This is a genomic window from Mesorhizobium sp. SP-1A (genome assembly GCF_032460275.1).
In the GTDB taxonomy this organism is placed as follows: domain Bacteria; phylum Pseudomonadota; class Alphaproteobacteria; order Rhizobiales; family Rhizobiaceae; genus Mesorhizobium.
Genome location: NZ_JAVXZD010000002.1, coordinates 170,093 through 183,844, shown reverse-complemented (window position 1 = coordinate 183,844; position 13,752 = coordinate 170,093). Strand labels below are relative to the sequence as shown.

Sequence of the window (13,752 nt, the reverse complement as noted above, 5' to 3'; positions counted from 1 at the left end):
GCAAAAACCCGAGGTTCGGACCTCGGGTTTTCCATTTAATGGAGAATGAAATGCGGCAGGAACCGCGAAGAGTTCCTTGTCACCGGAGAGTCATCCTCTCGGATGCCGATGCCGCAGGCCTTACCCGCAACCACCCAGGAACCGATCACAGCCCAATCGTCACCGAAACGGGGCAGGGCATGGAATGCCTGGCGAACATAGCCTTCGCCGCCATACGGCCCATCGACCGAAATACCCATCTTCGGGTCGACGATAGTCACGTTCGCGCCCTCGCGAGACAGCAGCGGCTTGCGGACATAGGAATTGCCCAGAGAGACCGCACGCGGGTCATGATCGAAGTAGGCGGGCAGCAGGTTCGGATGACCTTCAAACATCTCCCACAGGATCGGCAACAGCCCCTTATTCGACAGCACGATCTTCCAGAGCGGCTCGATCACGCGGGTAGGGCTGTGTTTCAGGTACTGACCGAACTCCTCGCGGACCATGTCCTCAAGCGGATAGAGCTTGAAGAGATTCTCGATCTGCTGATCCTCGGTATCGGTGAACCAGCCACCAGCATCGACACCGACATGTGCGATGTCGATCAGCTTAGCCTTGTATCCAGCCTGTGTGGCGCAGTCAGCCAGATAGGTGACAGTACCCCAGTCTTCGATAGCATCGGATACGGCCGCAAAGTGGATGCTCTTGTCGCCACGAGCGATCACAGGGATCGACTGGATCAGACGTTCATGGATCGAGTTGTACTGGTCTGCGTTCGCAGACAGCTTACCCGACGCCTTCATGGCCTCCAGCCATCGCCACTGGAACACAGCCGCCTCAAAGAGGCTAGTAGGAGTGTCGGCGTTAAACTCCAGCATCTTTGCCGGACCAGTGCCGTCATATGCGAAGTCGAAGCGGCCGTAGAGGTCGAACTCACGATTGTTCCACGACTGCTTCACAGCGAAATGGAAATCCTCAGGGATCGCGAGCTTGTTCATCAGCTCAGGCTCTTCGACGATACGAGCTACAGCCTCGTAGCACATGCCCAGCAGGGCCTGCGTTGGATCTTCGATGTCATTCTCGATCTGTTCGAGCGAGAACTGATAGGCATGGCGCTCGTCCCAATAACGCTCGCCATCCATAGAGTGGAATTCGAATCCGACATATTCCGCGTCCTGCTGCCAGTCAGGACGCTCTTCAAATGCGATACGCTTCATGCCGATTTAACCCGCAAAGCTCATCGAGCGCGAGCCGAAACCGCCGCGCGCAAGCGACTTGGTATGGCCGACAGGCGCACGAGCCGCTTCAGATCGACCAGACATAGTCATACGGCCAACCTTGCTTGCGACAGAAGCACCGTTCGAATTCACGAAATTCGAGGTGTTAGACGGACGATAGAGCGCCTGCGGAGCCATCGACCTGTCGGTCGTGCCCATACGCGACCCCATCATGTAACCCATCATGAGCGGCACAAAGGAACTATGCGATCCGCCAGACGACGCCGCAGCTGCATTCTCCGCCTTAGCGGGTTCGCACTTGCCCTGGCCAAATTCAGCCTCGCAATCAGTCTGAGACTTGAAAGCAGGCGCAAACTTGGCATGAGCCTTCTGCGCTTCTGCAAAATCCTGCTCACAACGCTCGCGGGAATAATCGTATGAAATCTCACATTCGTCGACACTCGTGTACACCGAGGAATTAATAGTCGTATCCTCACAGGCCGTGAGGGTAGCCGCAGCACCCATGATGACCAGCGAAACCGCAATAGAACGCTTCATTTTCTCTCCTTAATTGGACTTTTTTATTATGACTACATCGACCACTAGTTTAACCAAAAGCCCTATCGCTGCAATAAATATAAAACAAGCATTTGCGCCAACACCTCGACACTCTTAGAATTAAATTTCAATAAGGGTGCAAAAAGTGAAAAGGGGAAATCATGTCCATTTTAAAGACGCAAAGATGTTGTGTTTTTTGTGGGGAAAAGCCCAAAGACAAAAACAGAGAACATGTTATACCACGATGGCTAATGGATATAACGGGCGGACGAAAGAAACCCTTTGATGTTCAAATGGAACCCAAAGCAGGCGAAAAAATTAAATCAAAAATTGCAACAGATAAATTTGTATCTCCGTCGTGCACAGAATGCAATTCAATTTACGCCGCATTGGAAAATGAAGCAAAGGCTGCCATGGCAGTCCTGCTGAATCAAACAACATTAACTGGCAAGCAAGCAAACAGTTTGCTGGACTGGTTTGACAAGGTAAGAATTGGTCTTTTTATTAATAATATGATGCTGAACAAAGGGGGATACATAACAGATCCGCACTTCTTCATCGACCAGAGAATAGCAGCTAAAGACAGATGCTTGTTGATCTACAAGCTTGATGAAGCGAAGGATACAAAGGGGATTGCAATCATATCTACGAATGACCATTCATTTTACGATTCTCCTACATCCTTTATATTGATTGTGAACGACCTCCTCTTCATAAACATTTCCAGTGATTTTCTATTTTCTGAGAGAATGGGCTTTCCATATCCCACTAGCCCTGAAATAGCTGACGGTAAATTCATGGCTGACGAATTCTCAGCAAAATTCCGGCTATTCGAAACAATTAGTAGGCTCAAATACCATAGGCCGAACATAGAATTATTCCAATCTATTGTAGATTTAAAGATTGTAAGCGCTGAGCACAATTCAATGCTTAACAATAAATATATTTTAGATAATAGCCTTCAGATGAACCCTCTGAGGAGCAAGGTTTGCGCGAAAATAGGATCACGATACAGATTTATCGATGACGGAGGTGTCATTCCATTTGGATTGGTGCCCAAGAATAAATCGAAAGACATGATATCCCATGCTATACGACTCTATGAAATTAAAAATCAATTGCTGAAAAGTCTGTACGACACCTACCCATCTGGACATGATTTTTTGAACCGTAATATATTATACAATAGTCGCCAGTTAGTCGTTTGGAATACTTATAAGCTCGCTTCAACGTTCGTCAAAAAGAAAACATGAAAGAGGATCGCAGTGGGCCGCCCCTCATTCATTTAACCTATACAAAAATGGTTGACTGACACCCATTGCGCCAACACACTATTTCTTAGTTAAACGAGGTGCCCATGATCATCATTCCAGAAATCAACGCTATCTACGTCCGCGTTCCATCGAACGAGGACGGCAAACTCACCGATGCCATCATGCGGAAGTATCCCTCAGCGCGCCCGCTCTATAATCAGATGGAAAGCGATGGCATCCCAATTGAATACAAGCACTTTGAGAAGTTCGGCATTATTCGCGATCCGATTGACCGCCTCTGGGACTTCTATAATGCCCATCGAAACGATGAAGCCAATGTCTACAGTCTCGCTATCTACGGCCCAGCGGCAAAGAGATATGACTTTGAAAATTGGCTCATCCTGAACAATGTCTGCTTCCAGGCATATGCGAACCCTGAGAAAACGCGCGAGAACGGTACGCTCTATGGGATCAATGAAATCATTCATCACCTTCCCGAGAACCAAAAAAGCCAATACTTCTATTTGTCGCCAACGTCGGGAACGGCTGCCTACGGCAAATCAGCAGTCGAACCCAATTCAAATGGGATTATGATATTCCCTTATTCCCACATGAACCACGTCGCCAACGCACTCGGGATTAAAGAAGACGTTACGCCAGAAGAACTCTACGGACCAGCACCGCAGATCGAGTCCGCCCTTGTCAGAGACACCGTGTTGCCGCTCTTCGCTTGGGACTTCCAGATGTGCGAGAACATGCGGATCGCCATGTTGGTTTCAGACAATAGCAAAACCGCCTGATCATTCGGGTTTCGCATGACCCTAAAAAATCCGGCCCAGAAACTCCTGTCGATATAACTCGATCATGGGCCGGATGCATCAGCATAAAACCCCACAAATCCCTTCTCGCAGACTTCAAAACAAAGAAACTCAAGCTCCCAATTTTCAGAAAAAACTGAAAACTGGGAAATTATCTATTGACGCTCATGAAAAACGGGAATAAATAGCACCCCATAAGCCGCTTAACTCGGTGGCTTACAGACATGGGGAAAAGTCATGAGTGGTATTTCTACGAAGAAGTTCGCGAAGGAAGTCCTGAAGATGTCGGGCGCGGATGAAATGATCCTAGTCCGAAAGAATAGCCATGCTATCTACGAATTTCGCATGAAGGGCATGGAAAAGGGTTTTCGCTACGCAATGCCGATTTCGGCTTCGTGCCATCACGCGATGAAAAATGCGGCGAAGGACATCAAGCGTGGTCTTGATAAAATCCTGTCCGAAGGCTCGCAAAAGATGGCAGCTTAAATCGATACTATAATAATAACCACTTCAAATTATTGAAGTTGTTGTCTTTAGAGTATTGAAAAGCCGAAATCAGGTAAACAAATCCAATTGTATTCCGACATTGGCCCGAGGTCGCGCTGGCATGGCTCCTACGCGATATCCTCGGGCCAGTTTTTGTGCAACGATTTTAGCCCGTGCGACCTCTGCCTCTCCGTGGCTTCCAAAAAGATTTATCCTGAAAGCACCTCTCTTGGCCATTCGTCCCCATGATCGGACCAGCGCAACGTCCCCGAACAGGGATGGCGATATGACCATGGTGTAGAATTTCGCCATGTTCCTTGCTGGATCGACCATGTGCAGCACGGTTGGTGGCAAATGATGTGTCTGTACCCGTTTCATGCGCGATACAGAATCAGGCTTCGCAAGCCTTTGCAAATTCATAATCTGAATCGCAGACGACGGTTTGATTCATTCTGTTGATGGATCAGAGGATCGAAGGCGGCGATTTTGAGGGTAGGGGCCACGCCGCCCTGATCATTTCAATCACATGCCCATGCCGAAGGCCATAGGCTCTTCTTCCGGCTCTTCCGCATTCTCATGCTCGTGACATACGACTTCCTCCACGTGCCATGGGGAAAGGGCGTAGTTGTCCGTCAGGGTCAATGTTTCCGTGACAGCTACCTTGGCCTTATCCAAATCCATGCGATAGAAACCGCAGCCGAGACTGTGGTTCGAAAGCCTGCTACGGATATCGTGATAGGCTTCAACCGGATCATGAACCAACCATGCTCCCAGGACACCATAAGGATCTTTGTCAGGGTTCTCGATCCGCAGCTGACGCGTAACTTCGTCAATCTGACCACCGCTGGCACCGATATAGAGTTCGTCCGGCGCGGAACTTGACCAAAGGATATAGGCCCAGCCTTCTTCTTCGACCGGATGCTGGCTTGCACAGGCGATATCCAGATAGCTATCCAGCATTTCGCGAGCATAGTTCTTGTGCAGGAATTCCATGCATTTCTCGAAGTAGCTGTCGCTCTCCGTCACGACGGCGTGGACCATACGATGGAACCGAAGCGACATCTGTCGAGACAAATCGCTCGATGGGAAACCAAGCATTCTCGACGTCGTGAACCAATCCCACTGATCGCCCACAACCAGAGCAAGGAACATGCCTTTTACAATTTTCAGGTTCTTTATTCCTTGCTCGTCGTCTGCCGCAGGCATCCGACCCGTTTCCAACATATTTGAAACGTCCTGTACGGCTTTAATTCTCAAATCCCACTGATGAGCAGCAATCGGAATAAAACCGTACCCGATGTTCTGAAACTTTCTATTTGGAACGGTTGCCATCACCTCTCGTTTTGGCCTGTTCATAAACTCCCCCTCCCAGACGCCCCTTATCTGCTAAGGAGTCGGACTGGCCTCTCTACTTATTAAGTTGCCGTGCACGTCCCTGTATTCTGGTTCCAACGCAGGAATGTCGAACGCGACGGCAACTGCCTCCTCGTCGCAGTCATCGTCAAACGTCCAATCGCAGTGTCCGATAGAGACGACTTCTATGCCTACCCTGGCTGAAACGAATTCAGCCAATTCGTCGAAATCGATTTTGTCTTCATCGATATAACTCGGGCGCTCGAATGCAATAACGCCTGGCGTATTGGATTCGAATGTCTCCAACGGCAACGTCAGCTTCGAGATGATATATTCATCAATCGCAGCCTCAGCCTTAGCCCTATCGAAACCCTGTTCTTTTTCGATATCAAGCATGTCTAGTCTCACATTCCCGGTGCTTTAGGGTTATTTTCTTGAGCAATGATCTCTTTTGCCATGTCGTAATATTCACGACCATAAAGACTGATATACGTATCGAGCATCCGCATCTCACTCAGCATCTCATAGCGAGGGTCATCTCTGTCGAAAAGCGTTACCGCACGAATGCCGTCATAATGAAGAGTTTGGAGAGTCTCGGAGACATCAAGCTCGCCAGCCAGACCAGCAGCGACTGCAACATCGAGCACATCCACTTTCTCGCGCTGTTCGTCGCTCAGTTCTCCCGAAAGTATCCAGGCGAGATCGCCCTTCACCTCTTCCAGATATTCCAAATCGTCATATGGGTATTGGGAAACGAACTTAAGGTTCGAGAATGAAACGATCTCGGAGATGACTTCTCTTTTTACGTTTCCGTCTTCGCCTAACTTTGAAGGATCGTTCCTCAATACATCAACGATACCATGAACTGGCTTCATGATGTCCGACATATTAAGTCTTTGCGACCGGCCGTTAATGATTGGCATTTCAGAAGTCACTTTCTGAATTCCAGCCTCCAGAATTTCCAATTCTGCTTGCGTCAGATGCGTATATTCAACCATTTCAAGGCCTCTAATTTCTCCCTATTATAATTTTGATGCTAATCCTTGCGAGGAACAACATCATGCGGTTGACAACTTCAATCCGTCCCGGCAATGTTGCAAGCATGAGAGCAATTTTGAACATCGCCCTGACTACAACCACCACAACGACCGCTTACGGCGGGCCGTATCGTGGTGTCATGCGCTAAGCAAAGTTAGCACTCACCGCAAACAGGCCTCGCCATCTCGGACGGGGCCTTTTCTTTATCCAGAATTGTTCCCCGTGCCCTTTTTCAAACGCACGAAGGAACAGACCAATGGAAAATAACGATCACCGCAGGCTAGGCTCCGATCTCAGCCTCTACCACATTCAGGAAAATGCTCCCGGCATGGTTTTCTGGCATCCTCGCGGCTACGCCGTCTATCGGGTGCTTGAAGACTACATTCGCAAGAAAATGCGAGGCCTCGGCTATCAGGAAGTCCGTACCCCGCAGCTTCTGCCTCGTGAACTCTGGGAACAGAGCGGCCACTGGGAGAAGTTCAAGCAGAACATGTATTGCGTATCGGACGATGACGAGCGTGAATTCGCTCTGAAGCCGATGTCCTGCCCATGCCACCTGCAGATTTTCAATCAGGGCATCCGCTCTTGGCGCGAGCTGCCGATCCGCTATGCCGAGTTTGGAGCGTGTCATCGCAATGAGCCATCGGGTTCGATGCATGGCCTCATGCGGACCAGAGCATTCGAGCAGGACGACGCTCACGTGCTGTGCCGCGAAGAAGACGTCCAAAGCGAAGTCGCGCGTTTCATCGGGCTTCTGGATCAGGTCTATGCAGATCTCGGCTTTGCCAACTATGAGATCGCACTGTCGACCAGGCCTGTCGTGCGCGCAGGTTCAGATGAGCTTTGGGACTGGGCCGAAGAGCAGCTGGCGCTGGCCGCCAAACAGCGTGGCGTGGAAATCAAAATCCAGCCAGGCGAGGGCGCTTTCTACGGACCCAAGCTCGAATTCGTTCTGAAAGACCGTCAGGAACGCTCATGGCAGTGCGGAACTGTACAGCTCGACGTGGTGCTGCCGAAGCGCCTCGGCGCGGCCTACATCGACAAGGACGGCAAGCCTGCAGTGCCTATGATGATCCACCATGCGGTCTTTGGCTCCATGGGCCGTTTCCTCGCGATCCTGCTGGAAGAGCATGAGGGCAATCTCCCGTACTGGCTGTCACCGGATCAGGTTGCTGTCATCCCGATCTCGGAAGGCCAGCTGGAGAATGCACGTGACGTCCACAACCAGCTCTTCGACGAAGGCGTTCGTTCAGTCCTCTACGACATGAATGAAGGGCTTTCCCGCAAGCTGGTGCAGGCGCACCAGGACAAGATTCCGGTTACTGCGATCATCGGCCGCCGCGAGGCTGAAGCAGGACAGGTGGCCGTGAGAGAAGCAGACGGATCGCAAGTCGTAATGTCGATCTCAGAAGCCGTCGAGCTACTCAGGAAGCGGCGTTAAAGGCGAGGGGAGGCGGAAATCAGGTTCTGCCTCCCCTTCAATTTCCAAACTTCAGACCACCTTTAATAGCTCACCGTTCACCCGATCCCACAACCCGCGCCTGTGTGATTTGACGTATTTGTCGAGTTCAGACAACGGAAAGGCCATCGGGAACATGGTTTTGACTTCTCCAGCCTCTTCGAGGCGATCAGCTAACACCAACTGAGTTGCGATGAATTCGTCTCCGACAAACTTAAAGTTTTGGATGACGATGACTGGGTCGTGAAACGATATCCACCAGCTACGTTCACTTGAATATGACACGATGCGTGTGATCGCCTCGGGCGGAATAATGCCTTTGTGGGTACAGTTGCCGATTGCCTTCAAAGACCAATCGCTATTGCATCCCAATTCGGCAAGCTCTTCGAGTTTGTGCGCGATAGTCGTAGCCTGTTCGTGGTGAGACAAGCCTGCCAAGTGCTCGTCTAATCCCAGACCTTGAAGGGCTTTGAGACGCCACGCTGACCAGATTGCGTCTTCATCAGCCAACAATGAGTTCTGTGAAGGTAGCAGATCGGTGTCGATCTCTACGATCAAGATGTCGCTGTCGGTTTCACAAGCGACATTAGCAGCAAAATGCATTGCATATGCTTTTGTCAGGTAAACGAGGTCGGCATTACTCGCGGCCTCCCAATTCGACGCATTCTCACCTCGCGGGACGAGGCCATTTTTCATGATCGAATCCAAAAATTTCGAGGAAGTCCCGTGATATAGGCGCATCTGAAGTCCTTTCACGGTCATGTAACTTGGTTGCCAAGCCCTCGTCAACGACACTCGTCGAAGACGAGAACGGCTACATTGATTTCAATTCAAGATCAGTTCCCGCCTTCAATATTTAAAGGCTGCGTTCTAAGGACATTCCTTCGATATCCCAATGAGGAATATGCTCGTCCGGCTTGCTGGAGTAACGCGTATACTCGTAGAACTCCAAATCTTCCACCTTGTCTTTGGACGATGGCAGAGGGTCGAACCCGTATAGGTTCTTGAATTCCGACCGCTTGAAAGACCCTCGATACTCACCGTCATGGTTGTTGAAATAAAGATGCGCCTTTGTCCCAGCCTCGTTCCAATAGCTGTTGCACTCTATGCTCTTGCCATTCAATTTGTATTTTGCACGAACAGAATTGGAATTCACCATTTCGATGCCGCGAGGGTCCCGCGTCAACCAAGCTATTTCGCTTGTCTGATTGATCACATTCTCTGGCTTGAGTGCATAATCACCGACCCGCATAATCCATTCGCGTTCTTCCTTTCCCGTCACGGGGTCCTTACCTCCGAGCACGGCATCCATGCACCAAGCAGAAACAACCGACACATCTTTCGAGTCTATCTCCAACACAAAGCCTTCCTGGTTCGCGAAATATTCCGCGATGCTCCGGTTGGCAGTGAACGATAATATTTCCGAGTGCGAAAAGTCAGCGAGGGTGCTTTCAAGCATTCGCGCCTTACGCGCCTTATGGACTTCAACATGTCGCTCCCATCGGCCAAGATCGCTGGCGATAGCGCTATTATCGAATTTGATGTTCTGATTTCGGACGCCGCGAAATAGCTTCTTTGGCAGCTTGACGATGCCTTCTCGAACCAGCGCACGGTTCTTTTCTTCCCACACACGGAAAGCGCGGCCGAGTGCATTAATCTTGGCGGCACTTTCATCCAGAGCGGTCATTGCACAATAGTCCCCAGTGAGTTGCCACCGCTCCTTGGCCCCGTTCTCCTTGAACTTCCCTCCCCAGACACCAACCATGCTACGCTCAATCACTACCTTGCCGAGGATCGCAGCACCAATCACCTGAGACTGCGAACGAATGTCAGCGAACATTGGCTGACCAGCGCTACCCTGATCGACATCCTTGATGATATTGATGAGTGATCCAGCTGGATTAAGACGCCAACGACGAATGGCGTAGTCGACCACTTCCTGGAAATTGTCCACTTCCAGCCCCGCATGCTCCGCCATTTCATTGGCAGTCATTTTCACCAGGAGATCGTCAGACGGAAAAAGGGCAGTATAGCCGTTCCAGCCATCATCCATCTTGATGATCGCGTCATCGCCCTCAAACTCGACGGGCTTCAGATGATATCCGTATGTTGGCGTTCTATCGCTATTCCAAAACATTTATTTCTCCTCACAGTCCAACAGCAGGCGCGGTCTCAAGCTCCACCGCTTTTCGATATTCGACAGCGTCCCTGCAATAAGCTGGACGGATTTGCTCCGGCGAGAGAGCAATATAAACGGTATGAGAATCAGCTCCTGTCACTCGGCCGCCCGTGTCCTTTATGCCGTCGTAGCCCAGCTTAAGAAGCGCATTTCGGAAAGCGGGAGTTAGATACGTCACGGTCTCCATGCCCTTCTCGGTTAGCGTCTCACGTAAATATTGAAGGGCCTCGTCGTCCTTACCGACAATAGCCTCGATCCGATCAAAAATGTCTGCTGGATAAGCATCCGTCGACAAAGGGTTCCGAATATCGAGATAGACGGGCGTAACAATCGACTCCTGTCGATATGGGTCATTGAAGACGACATTGTCGAAGATGTCGCACTCCTTAACGAACGTCAGAAATTCGTCGTCTCCGAACATCAACCCGCTGTCATGCAACAGGTCGATCATCGTTTTGATATAATCGTGCCTGTTCCTGGCCAAGAAATCTTTGAAGGTGCTTTCGCCAATTACAGGGTCTTCTCCAGTCGGCTTATATCCGTTTGGCGTGTCCGAAAGTTTCATGATCATATCAGCGATCTGCTTCTTCTTCTGACTGCTAAGCCAGAGATTTGCACTTTCGAGCGGAATAACCTTGTCTCGACCGCGATGTTTGACAGTGACGTTGATCCAACGCCAGGTGTCGCAAGCCTCGTCATCCTGATATTGCTTAGTTGTCGCGTAGCTGGATGCAATTTCCGAGTTGTCAGTAAAATAGAGGCCGCCGCTGCCGCCATCGGCGACTTCAACGACCTTAAAGCCCTTGCGTAGGGCATCGGCGCGATAATCGCCGCGAAACATCATTTTTAACTTGCCGTCTTCATCCCGAACCGCAGACTGAGAAAGAAATTCTCCGCTCATCGTTTTCTCCCTGAAATCTATTGGATTAGACGAGCGCGGCATGCATTAAACAAATAAGAGTTGACGACTTCGTCCTTTGTGATAGGGATATCGCCAACCGTCCTGGACAGGAACGGATTTGAAGGCTCTCTGGATAGAGGTTCAAGTCTTCAAGGCATCAAAACCTTGGAGACAGATATGCGCCTTTTCGTCCTTCGCCTCGGCGACCACACTCACTACAGCACCGACTTCCGCCACGCCATGCGCACGGCCTCGGCAATCGTCTTCCCTGATGCCGCAGACCGTGAAACTGCGAGGTCGATGTCAGACTTCCCCAAGCTGACCGAGATCAACGCAGGTGGCAGCTTCCACCAGCTCGTCCGTTTCACAGCGGCAAAGCGAAAGCTGGAACCGTTCCTGATCGAAGAGCACGTGCTCGGTGGCCCGCCGCTCTCACCAACCCTCGTAGAAGTCACCGACGCTATCGAAGACCTCGATCCGTCATTTATCATCCAGACGGCCTTGTGGACCTACATTATCGCCGACAAGCAGATGGACGTAGACGAGCTGGCTGACGAAATCGAACGAACAGTTGCCTCCAAGGTCAGCACTTTGCGAAAGCTCGGCCAGCCGGATGACGCGATCCTGAACAAAGTGACCAATCTCGAAGCGCGGATGCAGGGCATCAAAGTTGTCCCACAAATCGGCTCTCCGAAGAGAATTCTCGACCAATTGCACAACAGCGCATCGGAATCATTTTTAGCGATTGTCGACGAAATCTAATAAATGCAAAATCTGCAATCTATTTACATGGATTTATGCCAAATTTCCGTGTAAATGATTTGAAAAAGGAGCACTATTTATGGTCACGAACTCATTCGGTCGAGGCTTCACGCGCCCTGGAATGGCGAAGCCGAATATCATTCAGCCCAACAAGCCCGCGCTTGTACAACCGTCAAAGCCTACCGGATCTCCTGAAGAGAAATTCACATTCTTCTGGCAAGGCCCATTGAGCCAGTGGCATATGTGCAAATTCACCGTTCATCACGTCGAATATAATTGCACTGAGCAATGGATGATGGCTGAAAAGGCGCGGCTCTTTAATGACCGCGACACCGAAAGCCTTATCCTCAAAGCGAAGTCTCCAAAGGAGCAGAAAGCACTTGGGCGACAGGTCAAGGGATTCAAGGAAGACGTCTGGAACCAGCACGACATGGAAATCGTGGAAAAGGGGAATTACGCCAAGTTCACCCAAAACATGCATCTCCTCAAAATTCTGCTCGCTGGCGAAGGCACCACATTCGTTGAAGCGTCTCCGTACGACAAAATCTGGGGCATCGGCCTTGCTGCAAACGATCCCCGTGCAATGGTTCGCAGTCAGTGGAAAGGCCAGAACAAGCTTGGCATCGTTCTGACGCGCCTTTGCGACAAGCTGGTACTCACACACAAAGACGCGCTCGCAGAATGGGAAGGGTGTCAGGCGAGAAACCGCGAACTCGATGAGCAACTCGGCCTCAGGCCATGACGGGAGAACGCAATGCAGCGGTCAGAAATCGAGAACTGGCTGATACAGCATGACTTTGAAAAGCTGGAGGATGACAGCTTCGTTGCGAATTTTGGCGAGGCTCGCGTCATCGTCTCGCTTATAAAAAATCGTTTCAAGACATCGGTAATGTCGGAAGGAAAGATGTTCGACGTCATCAAGGGCTTCCAGAGCAGATTGAAGATCGGCGAACACGGGATGCTGAACGGCGCTGGACTGTTCAGTCTATTTTCCGACCGAGATCATCCAGATTTTCCACCAAAATGGTGGCCAGAAACAATGGTCGAAGAATTCACAAAACCGAGGCCAAGGCTTTAGGAGGACAATCGTGGCAAATGCCCACTACGTTTATAGAGGCGACGAAAACAACCGCGAATTCTTCGACGGGGAGGGTGGCTGGTGGGCCGAGCGCATCGATGCTCATGAATATGAATGCATGAACGACGCTGCGGAAGCCATTCTGAAATACAAACTTGCCGATGGATATATCGGCACCGAACCTGTCAGTGGCAACCACTTCAGATCTGGCAGATGATCCGATGACCAGGGATGAGTACGAGGCCTTCAAAAATGCCGTGAATGAGATCGACGAGGTGAAATCAGGCCTCGTCGAGATAAAGCTATTTGGAGCAGGCCATAGAGAAAATGAAATCGAGCTTGCGCAACTCTGGTCTCACGTCGAACGAGGCAAAGGGCACGCGACTAGGGCAATGCACGCGTTCCTGAAACTGGCTGACGAATGCGAAGTCAACATCGTACTGACACCATTCGCGCTCTTCTACGATGTCGGACTCGGTGATTATTCCGATGACGAAGCTGACCGCTTGGAAGCATTAAACGAGAAGGTTATGAACAACTACCAACTCATTGAATGGTATGATCGTTTTGGATTTGAGGAGACTGGATATAAGGACGGCGATGCGCCTGTCATGAAAAGGAATTGGCGTGCTCCTATAGCAACGCCAATTCCTTAAAAATTCATCGCCTGC

At 50.4% G+C, this 13,752-nt stretch carries 18 protein-coding genes; 9 read left to right on the top strand and 9 right to left on the bottom strand.

Going from position 1 to position 13,752, the window contains the following annotated elements:
* Nucleotides 1-35: 35 nt before the first annotated feature.
* Nucleotides 36-1,196 (bottom strand): glutathionylspermidine synthase family protein, encoded by a 1,161-nt coding sequence (locus tag QU595_RS09465; RefSeq protein WP_315921208.1) that lies wholly within the window; start codon nucleotides 1,194-1,196, stop codon nucleotides 36-38.
* A 6-nt stretch (nucleotides 1,197-1,202) separates the two neighbouring features.
* Nucleotides 1,203-1,754, bottom strand: coding sequence for a DUF1190 domain-containing protein (locus tag QU595_RS09460; protein ID WP_315921206.1), 552 nt, complete (start codon nucleotides 1,752-1,754; stop codon nucleotides 1,203-1,205).
* Nucleotides 1,755-1,915: 161 nt separating this feature from the next.
* Here QU595_RS09460 and QU595_RS09455 point away from each other — a divergent pair, with 161 nt between their 5' ends.
* The 3 genes from QU595_RS09455 (at nucleotide 1,916) to QU595_RS09445 (ending at nucleotide 4,311) form a co-directional block, all read left to right on the top strand.
* Nucleotides 1,916-3,007, top strand: a complete 1,092-nt coding sequence (locus QU595_RS09455; RefSeq protein ID WP_315921204.1) for a hypothetical protein — start codon at nucleotides 1,916-1,918, stop codon at nucleotides 3,005-3,007.
* Nucleotides 3,008-3,111: 104 nt separating this feature from the next.
* Nucleotides 3,112-3,807 carry a hypothetical protein gene (locus QU595_RS09450; RefSeq protein ID WP_315921202.1) on the top strand — a complete coding sequence of 232 codons (696 nt, stop codon included), beginning with the start codon at nucleotides 3,112-3,114 and terminating at the stop codon, nucleotides 3,805-3,807.
* 255 nt (nucleotides 3,808-4,062) lie between these two features.
* Nucleotides 4,063-4,311: a hypothetical protein gene (locus QU595_RS09445; RefSeq protein ID WP_315921200.1), complete on the top strand. Its 249-nt coding sequence runs from the start codon at nucleotides 4,063-4,065 to the stop codon at nucleotides 4,309-4,311.
* 69 nt (nucleotides 4,312-4,380) lie between these two features.
* Here QU595_RS09445 and QU595_RS09440 read toward each other — a convergent pair whose 3' ends face one another.
* The 4 genes from QU595_RS09440 to QU595_RS09425 form a co-directional block, all read right to left on the bottom strand.
* The gene (locus tag QU595_RS09440; RefSeq protein WP_315923266.1) at nucleotides 4,381-4,644 is read right to left on the bottom strand and encodes a WGR domain-containing protein; all 264 of its coding nucleotides are present in this window, start codon (nucleotides 4,642-4,644) and stop codon (nucleotides 4,381-4,383) included.
* A 189-nt stretch (nucleotides 4,645-4,833) separates the two neighbouring features.
* Nucleotides 4,834-5,667, bottom strand: a complete 834-nt coding sequence (locus QU595_RS09435) for a hypothetical protein (RefSeq protein WP_315921198.1) — start codon at nucleotides 5,665-5,667, stop codon at nucleotides 4,834-4,836.
* A 30-nt stretch (nucleotides 5,668-5,697) separates the two neighbouring features.
* Complete coding sequence (locus tag QU595_RS09430; protein ID WP_315921196.1) at nucleotides 5,698-6,060, bottom strand: hypothetical protein; 363 nt, start codon at nucleotides 6,058-6,060, stop codon at nucleotides 5,698-5,700.
* A gap of 8 nt (nucleotides 6,061-6,068) precedes the next feature.
* Nucleotides 6,069-6,662, bottom strand: coding sequence for a hypothetical protein (locus QU595_RS09425; protein WP_315921194.1), 594 nt, complete (start codon nucleotides 6,660-6,662; stop codon nucleotides 6,069-6,071).
* Between the two features lie 296 nt (nucleotides 6,663-6,958).
* Between QU595_RS09425 and thrS the strand changes: the two genes are divergently transcribed.
* Entirely contained in the window at nucleotides 6,959-8,143 is a 1,185-nt protein-coding gene (thrS, locus tag QU595_RS09420; protein ID WP_315921192.1) for a threonine--tRNA ligase, read from the top strand.
* Between the two features lie 51 nt (nucleotides 8,144-8,194).
* On the opposite strand, the gene QU595_RS09415 is transcribed toward thrS, so the two are convergent.
* The 3 genes from QU595_RS09415 to QU595_RS09405 all read right to left on the bottom strand — a co-directional run bounded on the left by QU595_RS09415 (nucleotide 8,195) and on the right by QU595_RS09405 (nucleotide 11,241).
* Nucleotides 8,195-8,857 (bottom strand): hypothetical protein, encoded by a 663-nt coding sequence (locus tag QU595_RS09415; protein ID WP_315921190.1) that lies wholly within the window; start codon nucleotides 8,855-8,857, stop codon nucleotides 8,195-8,197.
* Between the two features lie 160 nt (nucleotides 8,858-9,017).
* Entirely contained in the window at nucleotides 9,018-10,298 is a 1,281-nt protein-coding gene (locus QU595_RS09410) for a hypothetical protein (RefSeq protein ID WP_315921187.1), read from the bottom strand.
* A 10-nt stretch (nucleotides 10,299-10,308) separates the two neighbouring features.
* Nucleotides 10,309-11,241, bottom strand: coding sequence for a hypothetical protein (locus QU595_RS09405; RefSeq protein ID WP_315921185.1), 933 nt, complete (start codon nucleotides 11,239-11,241; stop codon nucleotides 10,309-10,311).
* Between the two features lie 177 nt (nucleotides 11,242-11,418).
* Between QU595_RS09405 and QU595_RS09400 the strand changes: the two genes are divergently transcribed.
* The 5 genes from QU595_RS09400 (at nucleotide 11,419) to QU595_RS09380 (ending at nucleotide 13,737) form a co-directional block, all read left to right on the top strand.
* Nucleotides 11,419-12,003 (top strand): hypothetical protein, encoded by a 585-nt coding sequence (locus tag QU595_RS09400; protein WP_315921183.1) that lies wholly within the window; start codon nucleotides 11,419-11,421, stop codon nucleotides 12,001-12,003.
* Nucleotides 12,004-12,082: 79 nt separating this feature from the next.
* Entirely contained in the window at nucleotides 12,083-12,745 is a 663-nt protein-coding gene (locus QU595_RS09395; protein ID WP_315921181.1) for an NADAR family protein, read from the top strand.
* 12 nt (nucleotides 12,746-12,757) lie between these two features.
* On the top strand, nucleotides 12,758-13,081 hold the full coding sequence (locus QU595_RS09390) for a hypothetical protein (RefSeq protein WP_315921180.1): 324 nt from the start codon (nucleotides 12,758-12,760) through the stop codon (nucleotides 13,079-13,081).
* 10 nt (nucleotides 13,082-13,091) lie between these two features.
* Nucleotides 13,092-13,298 (top strand): hypothetical protein, encoded by a 207-nt coding sequence (locus QU595_RS09385; protein ID WP_315921178.1) that lies wholly within the window; start codon nucleotides 13,092-13,094, stop codon nucleotides 13,296-13,298.
* Nucleotides 13,299-13,302: 4 nt separating this feature from the next.
* Nucleotides 13,303-13,737, top strand: a complete 435-nt coding sequence (locus QU595_RS09380; RefSeq protein WP_315921176.1) for a hypothetical protein — start codon at nucleotides 13,303-13,305, stop codon at nucleotides 13,735-13,737.
* Nucleotides 13,738-13,752: the final 15 nt, after the last annotated feature.

Bases quoted from the DNA above. Each gene is read 5' to 3' on its own strand.
- QU595_RS09465 (WP_315921208.1), bottom strand. From the start codon at position 1,196: ATGAAGCGTATCGCATTTGAAGAGCGTCCTGACTGGCAGCAGGACGCG.
- QU595_RS09460 (WP_315921206.1), bottom strand. From the start codon at position 1,754: ATGAAGCGTTCTATTGCGGTTTCGCTGGTCATCATGGGTGCTGCGGCT.
- QU595_RS09455 (WP_315921204.1), top strand. From the start codon at position 1,916: ATGTCCATTTTAAAGACGCAAAGATGTTGTGTTTTTTGTGGGGAAAAG.
- QU595_RS09450 (WP_315921202.1), top strand. From the start codon at position 3,112: ATGATCATCATTCCAGAAATCAACGCTATCTACGTCCGCGTTCCATCG.
- QU595_RS09445 (WP_315921200.1), top strand. From the start codon at position 4,063: ATGAGTGGTATTTCTACGAAGAAGTTCGCGAAGGAAGTCCTGAAGATG.
- QU595_RS09440 (WP_315923266.1), bottom strand. From the start codon at position 4,644: ATGGTCGATCCAGCAAGGAACATGGCGAAATTCTACACCATGGTCATA.
- QU595_RS09435 (WP_315921198.1), bottom strand. From the start codon at position 5,667: ATGAACAGGCCAAAACGAGAGGTGATGGCAACCGTTCCAAATAGAAAG.
- QU595_RS09430 (WP_315921196.1), bottom strand. From the start codon at position 6,060: ATGCTTGATATCGAAAAAGAACAGGGTTTCGATAGGGCTAAGGCTGAG.
- QU595_RS09425 (WP_315921194.1), bottom strand. From the start codon at position 6,662: ATGGTTGAATATACGCATCTGACGCAAGCAGAATTGGAAATTCTGGAG.
- thrS (WP_315921192.1), top strand. From the start codon at position 6,959: ATGGAAAATAACGATCACCGCAGGCTAGGCTCCGATCTCAGCCTCTAC.
- QU595_RS09415 (WP_315921190.1), bottom strand. From the start codon at position 8,857: ATGAAAAATGGCCTCGTCCCGCGAGGTGAGAATGCGTCGAATTGGGAG.
- QU595_RS09410 (WP_315921187.1), bottom strand. From the start codon at position 10,298: ATGTTTTGGAATAGCGATAGAACGCCAACATACGGATATCATCTGAAG.
- QU595_RS09405 (WP_315921185.1), bottom strand. From the start codon at position 11,241: ATGAGCGGAGAATTTCTTTCTCAGTCTGCGGTTCGGGATGAAGACGGC.
- QU595_RS09400 (WP_315921183.1), top strand. From the start codon at position 11,419: ATGCGCCTTTTCGTCCTTCGCCTCGGCGACCACACTCACTACAGCACC.
- QU595_RS09395 (WP_315921181.1), top strand. From the start codon at position 12,083: ATGGTCACGAACTCATTCGGTCGAGGCTTCACGCGCCCTGGAATGGCG.
- QU595_RS09390 (WP_315921180.1), top strand. From the start codon at position 12,758: ATGCAGCGGTCAGAAATCGAGAACTGGCTGATACAGCATGACTTTGAA.
- QU595_RS09380 (WP_315921176.1), top strand. From the start codon at position 13,303: ATGACCAGGGATGAGTACGAGGCCTTCAAAAATGCCGTGAATGAGATC.